11 protein-coding genes are annotated in these 19751 nt (G+C 41.8%); 1 reads left to right on the top strand and 10 read right to left on the bottom strand.

The genetic code is table 11. From position 1 onward, the window contains the following. Positions 1 to 142: 142 nt before the first annotated feature. Entirely contained in the window at positions 143 to 3358 is a 3216-nt protein-coding gene (locus L3Q70_RS18765) for a TonB-dependent receptor (RefSeq protein ID WP_237115304.1), read from the top strand. 138 nt (positions 3359 to 3496) lie between these two features. Here the strand turns inward: L3Q70_RS18765 and rluF are convergent, their stop codons facing one another. From rluF to malQ, 10 genes are all read right to left on the bottom strand, one after another. Continuing rightward, on the bottom strand, positions 3497 to 4414 hold the full coding sequence (gene rluF, locus L3Q70_RS18770) for a 23S rRNA pseudouridine(2604) synthase RluF (RefSeq protein WP_237115305.1): 918 nt from the start codon (positions 4412 to 4414) through the stop codon (positions 3497 to 3499). Positions 4415 to 4491: 77 nt separating this feature from the next. After that, a complete protein-coding gene (locus L3Q70_RS18775) occupies positions 4492 to 5595 on the bottom strand; it encodes an ABC transporter substrate-binding protein (RefSeq protein WP_237115306.1) in 1104 nt (367 codons plus the stop codon). A gap of 51 nt (positions 5596 to 5646) precedes the next feature. Continuing rightward, complete coding sequence (locus L3Q70_RS18780) at positions 5647 to 6729, bottom strand: DUF418 domain-containing protein (protein ID WP_237115307.1); 1083 nt, start codon at positions 6727 to 6729, stop codon at positions 5647 to 5649. Positions 6730 to 6736: 7 nt separating this feature from the next. Continuing rightward, the gene (locus L3Q70_RS18785; RefSeq protein ID WP_237115308.1) at positions 6737 to 7951 is read right to left on the bottom strand and encodes an HDOD domain-containing protein; all 1215 of its coding nucleotides are present in this window, start codon (positions 7949 to 7951) and stop codon (positions 6737 to 6739) included. A gap of 91 nt (positions 7952 to 8042) precedes the next feature. Then, positions 8043 to 9581 (bottom strand): glycogen/starch synthase, encoded by a 1539-nt coding sequence (locus L3Q70_RS18790; RefSeq protein WP_237115309.1) that lies wholly within the window; start codon positions 9579 to 9581, stop codon positions 8043 to 8045. Positions 9582 to 9655: 74 nt separating this feature from the next. Beyond that, positions 9656 to 10957 carry a glucose-1-phosphate adenylyltransferase gene (glgC, locus tag L3Q70_RS18795; RefSeq protein ID WP_237115310.1) on the bottom strand — a complete coding sequence of 434 codons (1302 nt, stop codon included), beginning with the start codon at positions 10955 to 10957 and terminating at the stop codon, positions 9656 to 9658. Positions 10958 to 10975: 18 nt separating this feature from the next. After that, complete coding sequence (locus tag L3Q70_RS18800; protein ID WP_062567098.1) at positions 10976 to 13495, bottom strand: glycogen/starch/alpha-glucan phosphorylase; 2520 nt, start codon at positions 13493 to 13495, stop codon at positions 10976 to 10978. A gap of 4 nt (positions 13496 to 13499) precedes the next feature. Beyond that, on the bottom strand, positions 13500 to 15542 hold the full coding sequence (glgX, locus tag L3Q70_RS18805) for a glycogen debranching protein GlgX (protein WP_237115311.1): 2043 nt from the start codon (positions 15540 to 15542) through the stop codon (positions 13500 to 13502). Next, complete coding sequence (glgB, locus tag L3Q70_RS18810; RefSeq protein WP_237115312.1) at positions 15532 to 17763, bottom strand: 1,4-alpha-glucan branching protein GlgB; 2232 nt, start codon at positions 17761 to 17763, stop codon at positions 15532 to 15534. Before glgB ends, glgX begins: the two co-directional genes overlap by 11 nt. Then, positions 17764 to 19740, bottom strand: coding sequence for a 4-alpha-glucanotransferase (gene malQ / locus L3Q70_RS18815; RefSeq protein ID WP_237115313.1), 1977 nt, complete (start codon positions 19738 to 19740; stop codon positions 17764 to 17766). Positions 19741 to 19751: the final 11 nt, after the last annotated feature.

Below are 19751 nucleotides of genomic sequence, written 5' to 3' on the forward strand. Positions count from 1 at the left end.
TATGTTAAAAATTAACAGGTGAATATAAAAACAATGTTACTTAGTATCGCATTTTTTTCACAGACAGGCATAGTCTGTAGTTATGCCTAAAATCGTTACCGTGCAACAAAGTAAATATAATAAAAATCAAAGGACTATAAACATGTCGGCATTTCAGAACAACATAACTACTTACTGTAATAAACGCACCAAGCTTAGCCTTGCCGTTTCTACCGCTCTATTGAGCCTGAGCTCATTGTCTGTTTTTGCGCAAAACGCGCCACAAAATGACAGCGATGTCATTAATGAAAAAGATGAGCAAATGGAAGTAATAGAGGTTTCTGGTATCAAGGGAAGCATTTTTAGTGCGCAAAACCTTAAACGTTACGCAGACACGGTTAAAGATGTCATAACCGCGTCGGATATTGGTGCGCTACCTGACAAATCGGTTACAGAAGCATTACAACGTGTTCCTGGGGTAACCATCGAACGATTTGCGTCTTCAGACGATCCTAAACATTATGCTGATGAAGGAACTGGCGTACTTGTTCGTGGCCTAGACCGTGTTCGTTCTGAGGTCAATGGCAGAGATGCATTTAGCGCGAACTCTTCTGGCGGGCTAAGCTATGAAGACTTTCCTGCGGAGTTATTAGGCGCAGTGGAAGTTGTAAAAAACCAAACCGCCGACCTAACAGCAGGTGGCGTTGCGGGTACCGTAAACCTCATTACCAGAAAACCTTTTGATTCAACTGAGCAGTTAATATCATTTAATGCCAAAGCAAATTATGGCGATTTTAGAGAAGAAACCACACCCTCTTTCTCTGCGCTATTTTCAGATAACTGGGAAACACAAGCAGGTAAATTTGGTTTCTTAATCGCGGCTTCATCGAGTGAATATAAAACCCGTGGTGACGGTGTTGGCTTAGGAAACTACCACTCTCGTGGTGACTCATTTGTGCCGACTCTTGACCAATGGGGTGGTATTACGGGGGTTGATCCAAATTCACCCGTAGATGGCCCTGCACTGCCAGGACAACCTGCTGGTAGCACGTGGCATGTACCGGTAGCTATTCATATGAGCACAGCAGAAAATGATCGCAAAAGAAAAGGCTTAACAACCTCTTTTCAATGGGCAAATAGTGATGACACAATTATTGCAACCGCTGAGCATATTCGTTCAAAAGCTTCTTTAGAATGGAATGAAAGACAATTGGGTCAGGCCGCACAAGGTTTTAAAGGCTTCATGGGATCTTCTCAAAACTGGCAAGATGATAGCGAGAATGGCTACCCGCTCACAGTAGACGATAACTTTGTTACGTCGGGAATTGTACTTGGTGTTAGCCCTGAAACCCCATTCTTTTACCGTAGTCGCTGGAACCATAATGAAAATACCGTTGAAGACACTTCATTTAATTTAAAGCTCAAACCGACAGACAGATTAAGCATGGAGTTTGACTATCAGCACGTCGATTCTGAAAAAGTAGTTCATAACTACAGTATGTCGGCACAAACTCGCGGTAATCATGTTCATGCGGTACTTCCTTATTACCTTGATACACGAGGCTCAAGACCAAGCGTTGAATTTTTAAGTAATAATATTTTAACTGCGGGCTGGTCACCCAATGAAGATTGGGACGGACCCGTTCCGAATACTTTTCTAGGAAGTGGTATGGAGCAAGAAGAGCACAATACCGCTAAAGCAAACAGCTATAAATTAGATTTTAAATACGAACTTGATGGCAGCTTTACCAGTGTGCAAGCTGGTGCCTATTACTCAGATAAAGACCTAACGGTACGCGATACTGCTTATGAAGGCTGGTCGGCAATCGGCACGCCATGGATACAAGCAGACCGAAATGCTGCAGCAGCTATTAACCGCCCCGAACTGTTCGAGCGTGTTGATTTCTCAGACTACTATCATGGCCAAGTACTGCAAGGCGATGTGAATAGCTTCCTTTTCCCTAGTATGGATCTGGTAAAAAATTACGCTGACTCACTTCGTCAAGGCTGCCAAGATGGTTGGCATAATGCTACCAATAGCGCAGCTAATAACGGTGTTTGCAGTGGTACCTATGTGCCTTATGAAGACAAACCTAACCGTGTTGAAGGTCCGTTTGCAGCTCATAATATTAGCTCAACCAATGAAAAACGTAGCGAGTTTTATGTGCGTGCAGACTTTGATTTTCTCGTTCAAGACCTACCAGTTGTGGGTAATGTAGGCCTGCGTTACGTGAACTACCAATTAGAGTCAACCGGTGCATTTGTACAACCCATGGAAATAAAGCGTGGCGAGCCTGGCACCTCACTAAATGAAGTGATGCAACAACCTGAATATAAACGCTACTACGATATTGCAACTGGGGAGTCTACTTTAAGTACTGTCGAAGGCACTGATTACAGTACTGTTCTACCAAGTTTTAACTTTAGCGTGGCATTAACAGATGATGTGGTTATTCGTTTTGGTGCCTCTAAAGCACTTTACTTTCCCAACCTGATTGATACCCGAAATATAAACATCGTAAACCTTGATTATACTCGCCGCTTACAAACCCCTGGCGCTGATTATGACGAAGTTAATAATCCTGTTGTAGCTTTAGATGATATTGAACTGACAGCCCTATCTGGCAACCCCAATTTAAAACCTGAAAAGTCAATCAATACAGACCTTTCTGCTGAGTGGTATTTTGCCCCTGCCGGTTACGTTACTGTTGGTTTATTCCATAAACGACTCGACGACATAATTCGCAGCCGTGCATTTGATTTAAATGCAAACTTCAATGGCGAAGACTATGCAATTTCGGCTTACGGACCAGCCAATACAGGTTCTGGTACTATTCGTGGTGCTGAATTCGCTTACTCTCAATTTTACGATATGCTGCCAGGTGCATGGAGCGGACTTGGTTTACAATTTAACTACACCTACATCGACCAAAACGGCTTAGAAGATCCCAATGAAGTATCAACCGGCACACTCGGGTTTGATGAAAACGGTAACCCAATCACTGACAACCGAAATACATTCCGTGTATTTAGTGGTTTGCCACTTCAAGGCTATTCAGACCAAAACATGAATATTGTCGGTATGTACGAGTACGAAAACATTTCGTTTCGTTTAGCTTATACTTGGCGCTCAGAATACCTGTTGACCTTAAGAGAGTCAGAAGAGTACGTGCCAGCCTATGTAAAACCAGCAGGCATGATGGATGCGAGTGTTTACTACACGTTGAATGAACATTGGAAAATTGGTTTCGAAGCAAGTAATTTACTCGACACAGAAACTAAAACAGAATATCAAATGGACCAAGCAGGCACCCGCACAGATGCCCTAAGCTTTACGACCGACCGTATTTACGCACTTAGCGTACGAGCTACTTTTTAATTAATGTTAGCCCATCTGGTATTGATTAGATGGGCTTTAAATTGTAAATGTCCACCTAACTTTATTTGCCGCTAAAAAATAGTTAGAAATTTTTTAGTTAGTTCTGAATTCGAAGCTAAATACGCTTTATGTTATTAGCTATTTTTTAAGACTCAATGTGCCTGCTCGTTTAGTACTACTTCGCTTTGTTTGCGTGTTTTTTGCAGAATGAGTTTTCGTTTGTTTTGAGTCTGTACGCGCTTTTTTTACGTATTTCGAAAAGTCGCGCTTTTTATCGTTTTCTGCACGAGGTTTTGGCGAAGGTTTGGTTTGCTGTTTGTTTTCATCTATGGAACGTTCTTCAGTTTTACCTGAATTTGCAATGGAGTTATTAATTTCAGCCATTTCTTGTTCTGTCAGGTGACGCCATTGGCCTACTTTCAAGCCTTTTAACGTCACATTCATGATGCGCGTGCGTTTTAGAGTCACAACTTCATAGCCTAGGTATTCACACATGCGGCGAATTTGGCGGTTGAGCCCTTGTGTCAATACAATCGTAAATTGCTGAGGGCCAGTTTGTTTGACTTTACATTTCTTTGTCACCGTATCGAGGATGGGAATACCATTTGCCATTTTATTTACAAATTGGCGGTTTAACGGTTTATCAACGGTGACGACGTATTCTTTTTCGTGATTATTACCCGCGCGCAAAATCTTGTTAACGATGTCACCTTCGTTAGTTAGAAATATTAACCCTTCGGATGGACGATCTAAACGACCAATAGGAAAAATTCGCTCAGGATAGTTTACTGCTTTTACAATATTACTTTGAATTTTACGTTCTGTGGTACAAGTTATCCCCACGGGTTTGTTGTAAGCGATATAAACAAGTTTAGGCTTTGCTTTGAGTGCTTTGCCATCGATAAGTACGTCGTCGGAGTCACTGACTTTAACGCCCATTTCAGGTAAATTGCCGTTAACCGTTACGCGACCTTCTTCAATATATTTATCGGCCTCGCGACGTGAACAGAACCCTGTTTCACTGATAAATTTATTTAACCGCTTTAACTGTGTCATAACGTACTTCTATTGGAATGGTAAAGCCGCTAGTTTATACCAGAACGCTTAGGCAAACCAGACGCAATAAAGGCCGGTTAAAAAGCGGATTCCTTAAAAGCCACATTGGCGTTTTTTTGCAACAATAAGGAATGCAGCCGCTCAAAATCGAGCTGATAGGCAGTTTTATTTGAACCGCTGAGCAAAAATGCGTCAAAGGGAACCGCAGACCAATCTTCGATGTCTCTTATCCAATTATAATCGTTTACGTTTTGATTGGTGATCACACCTAATAAAAACTTTATAGAATTATTATTTGTCCAATATGAGTGACCATTGTGATGATCGACCAGACTTATTAATGCCCATGCACCCATCATAAAATGCCCACCGGCACTTGCGGTTAATCGTCCTTGTTCAATCAGTCTTAAGTTATCATCAAGCCAGTCCATACCACCAATAAAGTACTGTTTATTATTTTTCTCTTTAACAGCATCCAGTGCACCAAGCGCCATTAAGTCAGAGGCACACCAAATAACGTTTGTCTGGGGGTAGCGATGTAATAGCCTACGCACTTTATCGGTAGCTTCAGTTTTGTTCCAATTAGCATACACCACCTGCTCTAGCTCAACTTGCTGATTTTTTAAAAAGTGCTTTAAGCCGTTACTACGCGTGTCAGATTCAGTGCCATAGTGGCCATTAATAGCAACAAAATGCGCTGTTTGACCTGCATTTTCAGCACTGTCTAGCAGGGCTTTGCCAAGTTGTTCACCGGCTTTAAAGTTGTCGTGATACACTTCGCCTAACCAATATTTAAAATGCTGTTTTGGCTCACCGACTTGCTCTCTCTCAGCCCCTAGAATAGTTTCTTCTAGGGTAATAAACTTAACTTTGTGTTTTTCTAACAAGCTCATCGACTGCTCAGCGCCACCTGGATAGTTAATTAAGACAACATAATCAGGTGTCGCATTGTATTTGAGGTATTGCTTGAGTTCTTCCAGTTGAATATGGCGATTCGCCCCGCCATAGATAATATCCAAATCGACATTAGTTTGCTTTGCAGCCGCCTGCATTACGTCGGTCACTTTTTGCCAAAATGGTTCTTCTTTAATGGATGGATTTACAAATAACACATTAAATTGCTCGACTGCGCAAAGTGGCATTGTGCATAACATTAGTAAGCTAATTATCCAAAACCGCATAACATCCCCGAACAATTTTCTTTAAGTTAAGTGTAGTACACACAGTGGCGACTATGACGATAATTTACGCCATACATATTCACATGGACCATGCTTAAATAAACGTAAATATAAGGCACAAAAGCTCAGTTGAAGCAGGGCAATAAAAACGCTCAGTAGCCAATAATCAATCCGATTAAAGGTAAGTACCCACGAAGGAAATACAATTCGAAAGCACAACAAAAAGATCACTGTTTGCATTAAATATAAGGTCAATGACATACGACCTGCATTTTGTAAGGCCGTAAATTTATTTTTATTATTTCCGACAAGCTTCACAATTAAATGAATATAGAGTAAAGCAGTACTAAGGGCTGCAAACCAGTTAAATGGCTCAGCTAAAGCATATGTTAAAACGCTTGTGCTAGGCTCAACTATTAACCTCAAAAGCGTAAATCCAACGGCAGCTGGTAAAATAAAGTTAAGCTGTTTTGTCGTTAAACCGTTTACAAAAATGCCTTGTTTATAGAGTGCAACACCAATAAGCATAATACCCGCTGCCATCCATAATGTTATAAGCGGGAGCGCTATTAGCATCACAACAAACATGAGTATGTTACTCATAAACCCAGAAAAAAATGATGAATGCCAGTCTTGGTAAGCCTCTACAAAAGTATCTGATTCACGAGTTAAGGGGCTCATATCAGGTTCAATAAAAGCCAGTAAAAATGAAATGACTGCACCAAGCGCTAAAAATCCAATGCCTTGCTTTAGTTGTTGATTATAGGGTTGGTCAATAAACTTTAATGTTAACCAACCTGCACACGCATAAATTAATAGAATATCGCCAGCCCAAAGTAAAAGACCATGTGCTAGACCAATAAAGGCAAGTATTTTTAAACGATTATATTGTTTATCACGTAACTGAGGATGCTGCCGTTGAATAACTAAGCCTGCGCCAAATAACAGGCAAAAGAGTGTTCTGAATCGCCCATCAATAAAAATGAGATCGGCTGTATGAATTATATTATCAGATAAAGGTGGTTGTGGACTTGGCACATATCCATATTCAAAAACACCGAAAAAATAGGCATTCATAAACATCAGGCCAAGTACCGCGATACCCCGTAAAACATCCATATTTATATTGCGCATAAATCACTTATAAGTTTTGCCGACAGCTATCGCTCCAATTTACCGCATTTTCATAGATTTTGGGAAGATCTGCACTATCAATATTAATATAGACAACAGCTTGCTCTAATGCCCACCAACTGCCTGATTCGTAAGCTTTAACAGTCTCAAGTATATAGTAGAGAATGTTCTTTTCCTGCATCAATGCCGCATGGATATCATCAGGAAAAGGTAGTCTATCAAGCAGCTTTTCCATCGGTTGGTCAAGTATAGCATCCAGCAAAGAAAACAAACCTGTTAGAAACGCTTCGCCAGTGTGTTCTTTAGCGACTTGCAAGGCTATTAACTCACAAAAGCGTGCCCTAACAACACAAAGCCGAGTTAACTCGGCTGGTTTTGATTGCGCACTATGGGCGGTAATTATAAGACTTACAAACTTTTTCAGTCGTTCATTACCCAAATAAACAAGTGCCTGTTTCAAAGACCCTATTTTGCTTTTTATTGGAAAAACACCACTGTTGATCAGTCGCAATAGTTTATAGGCAAGGGCTGTATCAAGAGAAAACAAACCTGCCACTTCGTTAATATCGGGTGAAGGTCGCATAACTTCAGCGTAAATCGACAACACTAAGGCGTAGTTATAGTTAATGTCACGCTGTTGAATCATGGTTGGTTTTGCAAAAAAATAGCCTTGGAAAAAATCAAAGCCCATTTCATAGGCTTTTTTGTAATCTTCTTCTGTTTCAAGCTTTTCAGCGAGTAGTTTTATTTTTTTGTGCTTTTTTAGCTTATTGACGACAGGAGAAATTTCTTCGAAAGGCGTTTGTTTTACATCAAACTTTATTAATCGTACTAATTTTAAAAAACGATCCCATTCTGGTTGATAAACGAAATCATCCAGAGCAAGCTTAAAGTTATTATGAAAAAGTTCACGACAAAAAGCGTAGTTTTCGTCTGTTGGCTCCATGGTTTCCAACAGTTCGATAACAACATCTTGGTTAGGCAAAAAAGCGCATAAATCCAGTTTCAAAGACTCTGGACCAATATTAATTAACGCTTTTTTCCCCGATGTAATATGACGTGTACCTAAGTTGAGCTGATTTTCCATAATGAGTCGTGCTGTCGCAGTACTTTCAGCAACATTCGGAAAACAGTTTTTCTCACTATCACGAAATAGTAACTCATAGGCGACAACTTGTTGACGACGATTAAAGACAGCTTGCCTAGCAACAAATACAGCCACTTTACCTACTTTTTATTTATTATGTAACACTAAGTAATTAATAACTGAAATTGAAACAAAAGTCACCCTATTCCCAATAATAGTCCATTTTTTATTGATATAAGTCCGATAAATAATTTGTGGCGACTTGCTGCCAAGTAAAACGAGCTCTTTTCGCTCGCTCGCAAATTGTACACCACAGCTCAGAATCTGTTTCCCTTAACGCTAATACCTCACTAAAACGATTAATGAGTGCACTACTTTGCTCGCTAAGATTAGCGCCTTCAAAACTAAAACCATTTTCTGAATCAACGACTGTATCTTTAAGCCCCCCCACACTATGAACAAGACATGGTTGGCCTGCTCGCATCGCTAGCATCTGGCTTATACCACATGGTTCAAACGAGCTAGGCATTAAGAATAAATCACCTAAGTGATACAGGTATTCGCCTGTTAAGTGTGCATACCCTTTTAAATATAATAAGTTAGCATTTCGTGCCATCGCCGCGGTCATTAATTGCTCAAGCGAGTCATCACCGGAGCCCAATATAATCATATAGCCATGGTATGTACTTAAACGAGCACACAATTCATCAATAACACGATGTTGATTATAAGGTTGCCGCAACAGCAAGGCTTTTTGATCCGTTAAACGGCCGACACTGGTTACTAATGGGCCTGAAAAGGAACGTGTTTTAAACTGTAAAAGCCGTTGATGCGCAATGTAGTGGGTTGAGTCAAGTATCGGACTTTTTGCCATCCATTGAAACAATGCCAACTCGGCATGCTGATACAGGCTAGCCAGTGTGCAATTATCAGGCTCTGCGACTGAGTATTCACAGCCATTGAGTATGCCAACTACTCGCCCTTCTTTATTAGCCGCCTGTAAGTCTTGCTCTAATCCTTCGCCACCAAAAAAACCATTGTCAGCATCGCTTGCTTTAAGGACCTCTTGGCAATAAGTTGGAGACACCAAGTGAACTTTATCAACTAAATTAATCGCTGTGCGCATCGGGTTAAAACAATCTGGGTAGCGAGGATCACACAATGTTTGACCATCGTAGCCTAAACTTGGAAACCATGCTTCTAAGCTCGAGCTATCCCCCTTAAATGGGCGAATACCTTGTAGCGCTAAATTATGAACCGTGTAGGCTAAAAAGAGGTTTGAAAACCGATTAAATCGCTTATCTGTTTTTAATAACAATGCGACACACGCACTATGCCAATCATGTAGGTGTAATACATCTGGGGTATTAATAACCCCTTGTAATAAAGCCTCACAGACTGCCGCATTGAACAGAGCAAACTTACTGGCATCTGTTGCAAATGGGCGGCCTATTTCATCATTACAATACACAGCACCGTGATGTCGGCTAAATTCCCAATGCGAAATAACAAGTTGCTTTATGCCCTGTTCCGACTGAGCTAGCTGCCACACTTCTAATTGCTCTATTTTGCCTGCAAATGAAACCGAGATACTGCCTAAGTGCTGACGCTCCAAATAATGGAAACCATAGTCAGGTATAACAACATCAACCGTTAAGCCTTTTTCAATCAAAGCCTTTGGGCAGTCTCTCACAACATCAGCAACGCCACCTACTTTGGCATTGGGTAACGCATCATTCTCTGCAGCCACCATCAACACATGCATGTTTGCAGTACTCCTTTTGAATATGTTTAAATCATGCAGCCACGGCAATACGCGCTAACTGCATGAGCACGGCATTAAGCAAGACGTTTGTTATCCTGCTCTTGTTGCTTTAGTTTCTTGGCAAGTTCATGCAACATGTCGCGGGTAACAAGCACAATGCCTTTTTTGGATACCCTAAAGCCATTTTCTTTGTCGACCTTATGATCGTAGCCAATTTCCAGTCCTGCCGGAATTTCACAGCTACGGTCGATAATTGCGCGTTTAATTCGACAATTACGCTGAATTTTTGCACCGGGTAGAATCACCGACTGTTCTATTTCACAATAAGAGTGTACATGCACATTCGAAAACAGCAGTGACTTTCTCACTAACGAGCCCGAAATAATACACCCACCTGAAACAGTGGAATCCACTGCCATACCGCGCCTGTCATCATTATCGAAAATAAATTTAGCAGGTGGAAGTTGCTCTTGGTATGTCCAAATAGGCCAACTTGGGTCATATAAATCAAGTTGCGGTTCAGGCATTACTAGCTCCATATTGGCTTCCCAAAACGAGTCTAGGGTGCCAACATCGCGCCAATACGGCTGACCTTCAAAGCCTGGATCTCTAAATGGATACGCATACACATTATGCTCTTCGATTATGGCAGGAATAATATCGTGGCCAAAGTCTCGGCCAGAGCCTTCTGTTTCAGCATCTTTTTTTAGCTGTTCAAATAAAAACTCGGTGTTAAAAACATAATTCCCCATTGATGCCAAACATGTGCCTGGTTTGCCAGGCACAGAGCTCGGGTTTGCTGGCTTTTCATCAAAGCGGCGAACCCGTTTAGTATCATCAACTGTCATCACACCAAAAGTATTTGCGGCTTCTTCACAAGGTACTTCAATGCAGCATACTGTCATATCAGCCCCTGTTTCCACGTGCTTAGCTAACAGGCCGCCATAGTCCATACGGTAAACATGATCCCCAGACAAAATCATTACATACTTAGGTAGTTCATGGCGAATAATATCCATATTCTGAAAAACAGCATCCGCAGTACCACAATACCACTCATCACCATAACGCTGAGATGCGGGCAGTATTTCAACTGATTCTCCCAGCTCTTTCTTAAAGTGCCCCCAAGCACGATTTACATGACGAATTAATGAGTGTGATTTGTACTGAGTAGCAATCCCCACTCGACGAATTCCTGAGTTTATACAGTTGGACAATGGGAAGTCGATAATTCGATGCTTACCACCAAAGTACACAGCCGGTTTCGCTCGCCAATCTGTTAATTCGTGTAAACGTGAACCTCGCCCACCCGCTAAAATTAGGGCATACGTTTCTCTTGTTAAACTACTTATATATCGATTTGCATAACTTGGCATAACTCTCTCCGTCTTAAGTTAGCTACTTTTTTCTGTGTGTTGCTGTGTGCGAGTATCCAAAAGTGGTTCCAAATGCCATATGTCGTCACTGTATTGGCTTATGGTTCTATCGCTCGAAAACATACCACTGGCGGCCGTATTCAAAATGCTCATTTTGGTCCAATGTGATGTGTCTAAATAGGCTTGCTCAACATGTTCTTGCGCTTGTACAAAGCTGGCAAAATCATGGGCGACTAACCAAGGATCGTGTGGGCTTTTAATCGCGGCAATGATGTCGTCAAATAAATTGGGTTCAAAAAGATTAAAATGACCACTTTCAATGAGCTGCATCACCTTATATAAGCTGTCAGTTTGTTGAATAATTTGCTCAGGGTTATAATGGGCTTTAATATCGTCAATTTGTTCTGCGCGGGCACCAAATAAGAAAAAGTTGTCTGCACCAACCGCATCTCGAATCTCAATGTTTGCACCATCTAATGTGCCAATAGTCAGTGCACCATTCATCATGAATTTCATATTACCCGTGCCTGATGCTTCTTTACCTGCTGTTGAAATTTGCTCTGATAAATCCGTTGCAGGGCAAATAGTTTCCATTGCGGTGACATTATAATTAGGCAAAAACGCAACACGTAAGTAGGGCTGAGCGAGTGGATCTTTATTGATAACCTCAGCGACGTTATTAATTAACTTAATGATCTTCTTCGCCATGTAATAGCCAGGTGCTGCTTTGCCACCAAGTAACACACAGCGTGGCACGATATTGTCTGTGTGGCCTTGACGAATTCGATCATATAAATGAATGATATGCAGTACATTCAAAAGCTGGCGTTTGTATTCATGAATACGCTTAACTTGCACATCGAACATCATTGAAGAATCAAACTCAACACCACAGCGAGCTTTAACTAAATCAACTAAACGCTGTTTGTTAGTGCATTTAACTGCTTGCCATTGTTTGTGGAAGGCTTCATCGTCGTAATAACGACGTAACTGGCTAATTTTGCTGAAATCAGCAACCCAATCATCACCGATTTTGCTGGTAATTAATGTGCTTAACGCAGGGTTACAATGAGCAAGCCAGCGACGAGGAGTTACACCATTTGTCTTGTTATTGAATTTGTTAGGCCATAACTGATAAAAGTCATTAAATAAGCCAGCTTTCAATAGTTCAGTATGCAGGGCTGCTACACCATTGACGGAGTAGCTACCAACAATCGCTAAATACGCCATACGAATTTGCGGCTCGCCACCTTCTTCAATTAACGACAAAGCTTGTTGTTTGCCAACATCGCCTGGCCACGCTTGTGCAACCTCAGCTAGAAAACGAGCATTAATCTCATAAATAATTTCTAAAACACGGGGCAGTAAACGAGAAAATAATGACACCGACCACTTTTCAAGTGCTTCAGGTAACAGTGTATGGTTTGTGTATGCCATTGTTTTTGTGGTAATTAGCCACGCTTCATCCCAATCAAGCTCATAATCATCGACAAGTAGTCTCATGAGCTCTGCTACAGCGATACTAGGGTGAGTGTCGTTTAACTGAAATACATGATGATCGGCAAAGTCAGAAAAGTCTTCACCGTACTGATTAACCCAAATATCAATGATGTCTTGAATACTGGCCGATGATAAAAAGTATTGTTGACGTAAGCGCAGCTCTTTACCGTTTTCGCTACTATCGTTGGGATATAGCACCATGGTAATTTGCTCTGCTAAGTTCTTACGTGCCACAGCCTCAGAGTAACTGCCTGCATTGAACTCACTTAAATCAAACTCATCGGTGGCTTCTGACTTCCACAAACGCAAGGTGTTAACTATGTCATTTTTATAGCCAGGAATTGGCACATCATAAGGTACGGCGAGTACGTCTTGGGTATCAAGCCACTGACGATGTACTCGTCCTTGTTTATCTGTATAGCTGTCTAGGTGACCAAAAAATTTAACCCGTTTTGACTGCTCTGGTGCGCTTAATTCCCACGGATGCCCTTCTCGTAGCCAGTTATCTGGTTGCTCAACTTGATGACCATTTTCAAGTGCCTGATTAAACATACCGTATTCGTAACGGATACCATAACCAATAACAGGCAGAGCAAGGCTGGCACAGCTATCCAAAAAACACGCTGCAAGACGCCCTAAACCGCCATTACCAAGCCCTGCATCGTGTTCAGCTTCTGCAACTTGTTCAAGCTCAGTACAATATTGCTGCAATGCTTTTTCAACTTGCTCATCTAAATCAAGATTCAAAATTGCATTGCCAAGTGCCCGTCCCATTAAAAACTCCAGTGATAAATAGGCAGTTTTTCGACGCTTTTGCTCATGTATTTGCTGCTTAGTAACACGGCAGCGAGCCACCAGTCTGTCACGTATTGTTAATGCTAACGCATGATATAAATACAGTTGTGACTTGCCGACTTTGTCACGCCCTAAGGTGTAGTAAAAATGGCGTGATAAATCATCCTCTAAGGTGCTTTCATCAATAATTGGCGCGTCTTGCCACCCTTTTACAACACATGCTTGCTCAGCATTTTTAGTCATGACTTTAGTCCTCTGAATTGGCGGTAAAAACCCAGCTACTCATTGCAGCTATTTGTTGTTTCATATCTTCATTGGCGGATATTGGATGAATACTGCTAACAGCGAGCTGCCACTTAGCTTTTTCTAAATGAGGAAGTTGACAGCTAACAGCCTCAGACCCTGCATTTAGAATGATTAAGAGTGCTTGGTGTGTATGTTTATCGGTTAAGCTATACATTAGGAACTGACGCTCAGCTTCATGCCAGTCGTCCTGTTGCATTGCGTTACCCTCTTCGGTAAACCATGCGACGTCATACCGCGTGTCATCATCGTGCACAAAGAAACGGTGCTTAAAGACACTAAATTGTTTGCGTAAACGCAGCACATCATCAATGAATCGAGTCAATGGGTGGCTTAATTGAGAATCTTTCCAAGCAAGCCAACTGGTGCGGTTATTTTGGCAATACGCATTATTATTACCGCCCTGTGAGTGAGCCATTTCACTGCCCGACGCAAGCATAGGCACGCCTTTGGAAAGCAATAAAGTTAGCAACATATTTTTTTGTTGTTGTAATCGTAATGAGCTTACTTTTGCATCGTTAGTAAAGCCTTCAACTCCACAGTTAAATGAATAATTAGCACTATGACCATCACGATTTTGTTCGCCATTAGCTTCATTATGCTTTTGTTCGTAACTGACTAAATCTGCCAGCGTAAATCCGTCATGGCTAGTGATAAAGTTAATACTGTTTAAAGGGCCTCGTAAGTTATGCTCAAATAGATCGAAAGAACCATGTAAGCGTTTTGCAAGTTCACCAATTAAGCCAGGCTCTTGTTTCCAAAAACGTCGAACGGTATCGCGGTATTGATCATTCCACTCACGCCAAGGCGCAGGGAAAGCACCAAGTTGATAGCCTCCAGGCCCAATATCCCAAGGCTCAGCAATTAACTTTACTTTATTAAGTACAGGGTCTTGGTTTATTGCCTGTAAAAATGAATGGGCTTGATTAAAACCGTTTGGGTTGCGCCCTAAGATAGTCGCAAGATCAAATCGAAAACCATCCACGCCCATTATTTCAACCCAATAGCGTAAACTGTCGAGTACCAATTGCAATGTGCGTGGAGAGTCAATGTTGAGCGTATTGCCACACCCCGTGTCATTAATATAATGTGATGGTTTTTCAGGCACTGTTCGGTAATAGCCTAGATTATCTAAGCCTCGCAGTGATAACAAAGGACCATCCGTGCCAGCCTCGGCAGTATGGTTGTAAACAACATCTAAAATAACTTCAATGTCTGCTTTATGAAGGGTTGCCACCATATCTTGAAATTCACTGACATCATCTTTAACCAAGTAATCTTTATGGGGAGTGAAAAAGTTTAAGGTGTTATAACCCCAATAATTTTGTAACCCTTTGGCAGTAAGAAACTGTTCACTGATAAAAGCTTGCACAGGCAATAACTCCAAGCAAGTTATGCCCAACGTACGTAAATGCTCAATGAAACGAGGATGGCTCAAGCCTAAAAACTTTCCTTGTAATGGCTTTGGAATGTCTGGGTGTCTACATGTTGCCCCTTTAACATGGCACTCATAAATCACGGTTTTGCCCCAGCTGTGATTTGGTCTTTTACCCGAATATGGCTTAACTTCTCCGACACGCGACTTAGGCATATCAATGGCATTATTCACTTCACTTAAGGTGCCTACCGGCATTTGCCCATAGTGGCGTTCACTCCAAGTAAATTCACCGTAAAAGTCCTGCGTATATGGGTCTAACAGGAGTTTGTGTTTATTAAAAAACACTCCTTTATCAGGTGCATATTCACCATCGGCACGAAAGCCATATAACGCTCCTTTTTTTAATGGGCTGACCAAAAGTGTCCACACACCTCCTTCGTTCATATTCATCGGTAGCGTTAATACTTCCGAGTGACCACTACTATCAAACAAGCACAGTGAGATATGCTTTGCCTGTGGCGCATAGACGGCAAAGTTAACCCCCTCTTCAACAACGGATGACCCCAGAGGCTGCGTAAAGCCGATTTCCAACCGCACACTATGACTCATGATTCACCTTTTTAAGGTAAATTGTGGCAAGGCCAGGTAAAGAAATACTCAAACTTTGTTTAAAGCCGTGACTTAGCGTCGTTTGCGTACTTATTGTTTGATTTGCCATGCCTGTCACTTCTACACCTGAGCCAAAATAATCTTGCTTATCGGTGTTAAAAACAACCTGATAATCACCCGCTTTAGGTACACCAACGATGAAGTCATGATAGACCTGCGGGGTTAAATTGCTGATCACAATTACAAAATCATCGGCTTGTTTTGCATAGCGAATGAAACTAAAAATACTTTGCTTTGCATTGTTGCTATCAAGCCAAGCAAACCCAGCAGGGCTGGTGTCTTGTTCGTACAGTGCGGGCGTATTGCGATAGACCTCATTTAACTCTTTAATGGTTTGCTGCACACCACAATGACTAATATGCTCAAGTAAGTGCCAATCTAACGATTGATCGTGATTCCACTCGTTACGTTGCGCTATTTCAGCCCCCATAAAAAGGAGCTTTTTGCCTGGATGCGCCCACATAAACGCATAATAGGCTCTTAAATTAGCGAATTTTTGCCAATCATCGCCGGGCATTTTTTCAATAAGCGACCTTTTGCCATGTACAACCTCATCGTGACTGAGAGGCAAAATATAATTTTCACTGTAAGCATAAACCATTGAGAAAGTCATTTCGTGGTGGTGATGCGCACGGTATAGTGGGTCTCGCTGCATGTAGTGCAGACTGTCATTCATCCAGCCCATATTCCATTTGTAGCCAAATCCTAAGCCATCATGATCAACTTGGCGTGTAACACCAGGCCATGCTGTTGACTCTTCTGCCACCATCATGATGCCTGGATTGTTTGCGTAGCAGCGCATATTCACTTGCTTTAAACACTCAATGGCCCCGAGATTTTCACGGCCGCCATATTGATTAGCAACCCACTGCCCTTCTTCTCGGCTGTAATCTAAGTAAAGCATTGACGCCACAGCATCAACACGCAGGCCATCAATACCAAATTCATGCAGCCAATACATCGCATTCGCAATCAAAAAACTGCGTACTTCAGCCCGATCATAGTTGTAGATATAGGTATTCCAATCAGGGTGAAACCCCTGACGAATGTCTGCGTGTTCATAAAGGTGAGTGCCATCAAAACAATGCAAACCATGCGGGTCACTTGGAAAATGCCCAGGCACCCAATCTAATATAATTCCTAAGTTTGCTTGATGACATTGATTAACAAAATAAACAAAATCTTCAAAGCTACCGTAACGGCTTGTTGCCGCAAATAAACCTACCGGTTGATAACCCCATGAACCATCAAATGGGTATTCGCTAATTGGCATTAACTGTAAGTGGGTAAAACCAAGTTCTTTGGTGTAAGGGATCAGACAATCGGCAAGCTCTCGCCATGTTAGATATCGATTATTATCTTGTCGCTGCCAAGAGCCTACATGCACTTCATATATACTTATTGGCGCATCAATGCTATTGCGCTTGGCACGATTAGCCAGTGCGTGCTTGTCAAGGTGTACCTCTGCCTTGCTACACTGTAAAACAGAAGCAGTGCCAGGCGCCTGTTGCATTTTAAATGCAAATGGGTCCGCTTTTTCAAGCACTTCACCACTAAGAGTGGTAATCGCAAACTTATAACATTGGTCTACTTTTAGTGCAGGAATAAATAACTCCCACACACCACTTGCAGGATGAAACCGCATAAAATGGCGGCTGCGTTGCCAATAATTAAAATCCCCAATGACTGAGACACTCGCGGCGTTAGGTGCCCACACGACAAAACGGACTCCTTGTACACCCTGCTGATCTGTAAAATGAGCACCAAAGTGTTTATAAGCATGCTCGAGGCTGCCCTCATTGAACAAATACATTGCCTGTTCGTCGAGTGTGCTTACAAAGCTATATTCATCGTACTGTTGCTCGCCCCCTTGCTCATAGTTGACGTCAAGTTTGTACTCAGGAGCAAACTCTGTATGGATTGTCGCAACAAACAAATCACTTTGCCCTTGCCTGTATGCTGGTACAATGAGTGAATCGAGCACAACGGATACTGTTTTTGCTCCTGGTAAAAAGCAACGTACTTCATAACTTTCACTATTCACTTTATGTGGCCCTAAAAAGCTGAATGGATCTTTAAAGCAGCCAGCAGTTAAAGCCGTGATCTGTGCCTGATAAATCAGTGGTTGTTCAATGTGCTCTTGGCGGACACGACTTTGCATTTATTGCTTCCTTATGGAGATTAAATTGGCTAACAATGATGCTTTAGAATCGATAATATGCTTTGCCGAACGTGACAATAAACGCCGCCAATTTGGGTATTCTTGATCAGTGCCAGGGATGTTTACGGGCAATACTTGCTCGTCTAAATCATCTATTTGAATGGTAAATAACTGTGCAGGAGCCTTAGCAAGACATGTCGCTAATGCTTCATACACTTCTTGTGCCTGTGCATTAGGGCTTAACTCCTTCGCACTTTGACGATAAATAAAATGCAACATCCTTTGTTTTTCAATGTCTCGCGCTGCGATAAGTTCATAGCTCTCGGCCTCATTTATCAATCCATATTGCTGTTTTACAGTGATATCATAACCAGTCCACCAACCAGAAAATGGCGGGACATCATGATTGGCAATCATTAATAAACTGTGCTGCGAAAAATGTTCAGCCAAGAGGAATTCCCCATCCTGATCTTTTTCAAAATAAAACAAACCATTTGAATAAATAGCACTTGCTTCAAGTGCCTCTCTTACTTCATTAGGGACAACCCCTAAATCTTCACCAATTACGACACACTGATTAAGATGAGATTCTATTTTTAAAATGGCAAGAAGATGTTCAAATGGGTAATAAACATAACAACCATCTTGCTGTCCTTGGTTCTCAAAACACCACCATAATCTGCGTATAGCCATAACATGGTCAATTCTCAGTCCGCCTACATCTTCCATATTGGCGCGAATTAAAGAACGGTAAAATGCAAAGTGATCTGTACTGAGTTTTTGTGGGTCTAATGCAGGTAGCCCCCAATTTTGGCCTCGCTCTGCCCAAGGATCCGGTGGTGCACCAACATAAGCACCATGAGAAAATAACGTATATTGACTTTTAAACTCACTGCCATCTCCAGCGCAGCCCACTGCCAAGTCGTTTATTAAACCAATATCCATATAGCAATCAGCAGCTAGTTGTTGGCAAAAGTTTAGCTGAGAGTGCGCAAGCCACTGTAAGTAACTTGCGTATCGGCTATCTTCTGCATCCAGTGTTGCTAGGCTTTGGCTATGTACGTTACAAAACTCGTCGAATTGGGCTTTACGTTCGTCCGATGCGGTATTGCAAAAGTGTGCGTATAAGCAATCGAACACGTTATATTTAAAATCAGTGACTAGGGTGTAATCTATGAACTGTTCTGAGTTGATTGGCAGCTCAGCCAATAATTTTTCAAGCTTAGTATTGTGCTTTGCGTCCTCACATAGAGACACCGCTATATACAGCGGGTTTAACAAAGCACGGCTGTTTGGGCTGTATGGGCTTGCCCGCTCTGGGGTGTGTTCAAAAAGTAAATGTAATGGGTTGAGTAAAATATAATCCATCCCATGGCTGGCCGCATCACGAATAAGGGAAGCCAAGTCAGCAAAATCACCAATACCAAAGCCTGCATGATTCACTAAACTGTAGAGCTGAATAGATAAACCCAAACGTTTTTTATCTTCAACTTGAAAACATGTTTGAGGGGTTATCCAAAGTTGACTACGACTGTGTTGATCTGCCACAGATATATACGCATCATGATAACCAATAGGCATAGGCGGCACAGGTAGCGCGACCTCGATATAACGAACACCATTTAAACCATAGTCACCTAATACATCTAAACCTACAAAGCTTTCTCTGTTAGCGGTTATTCCGAGTGACGGGATTGATAGCTCACAATGATGCTCAAGTAAGCGCTCATCTATACGCACTTTTAATAGTCGGTTGTCAGCGCTGACAAGGCTTACCGGCGGCAATAAATTGAGCCAATTACCTGCATCAAGCGTAAAGTTTAGCTGTTCAATTGTATTTATGTCGTCAGTATGAATACCGCAGCAACGTAAGGCACAAGCGCGAGTATTCTCATCGAAAACAACATGCTCGCCTGTGTACTTTGTATACTCGTAGCCAATACCATAAAGATAAAATAACTGCGAAAGTGACTGCATTAATGCACCTA

This window comes from Pseudoalteromonas sp. CF6-2, from assembly GCF_021729425.1.
Lineage (GTDB): Bacteria > Pseudomonadota > Gammaproteobacteria > Enterobacterales > Alteromonadaceae > Pseudoalteromonas > Pseudoalteromonas arabiensis.

Coding starts and splice junctions, on each gene's coding strand:
- L3Q70_RS18765 (WP_237115304.1), top strand. CDS start 143: ATGTCGGCATTTCAGAACAACATAACTACTTACTGTAATAAACGCACC.
- glgB (WP_237115312.1), bottom strand. CDS start 17,763: ATGCAAAGTCGTGTCCGCCAAGAGCACATTGAACAACCACTGATTTAT.
- L3Q70_RS18780 (WP_237115307.1), bottom strand. CDS start 6,729: ATGCGCAATATAAATATGGATGTTTTACGGGGTATCGCGGTACTTGGC.
- L3Q70_RS18800 (WP_062567098.1), bottom strand. CDS start 13,495: ATGACTAAAAATGCTGAGCAAGCATGTGTTGTAAAAGGGTGGCAAGAC.
- rluF (WP_237115305.1), bottom strand. CDS start 4,414: ATGACACAGTTAAAGCGGTTAAATAAATTTATCAGTGAAACAGGGTTC.
- L3Q70_RS18775 (WP_237115306.1), bottom strand. CDS start 5,595: ATGCGGTTTTGGATAATTAGCTTACTAATGTTATGCACAATGCCACTT.
- L3Q70_RS18790 (WP_237115309.1), bottom strand. CDS start 9,581: ATGCATGTGTTGATGGTGGCTGCAGAGAATGATGCGTTACCCAATGCC.
- malQ (WP_237115313.1), bottom strand. CDS start 19,740: ATGCAGTCACTTTCGCAGTTATTTTATCTTTATGGTATTGGCTACGAG.
- glgC (WP_237115310.1), bottom strand. CDS start 10,957: ATGCCAAGTTATGCAAATCGATATATAAGTAGTTTAACAAGAGAAACG.
- glgX (WP_237115311.1), bottom strand. CDS start 15,542: ATGAGTCATAGTGTGCGGTTGGAAATCGGCTTTACGCAGCCTCTGGGG.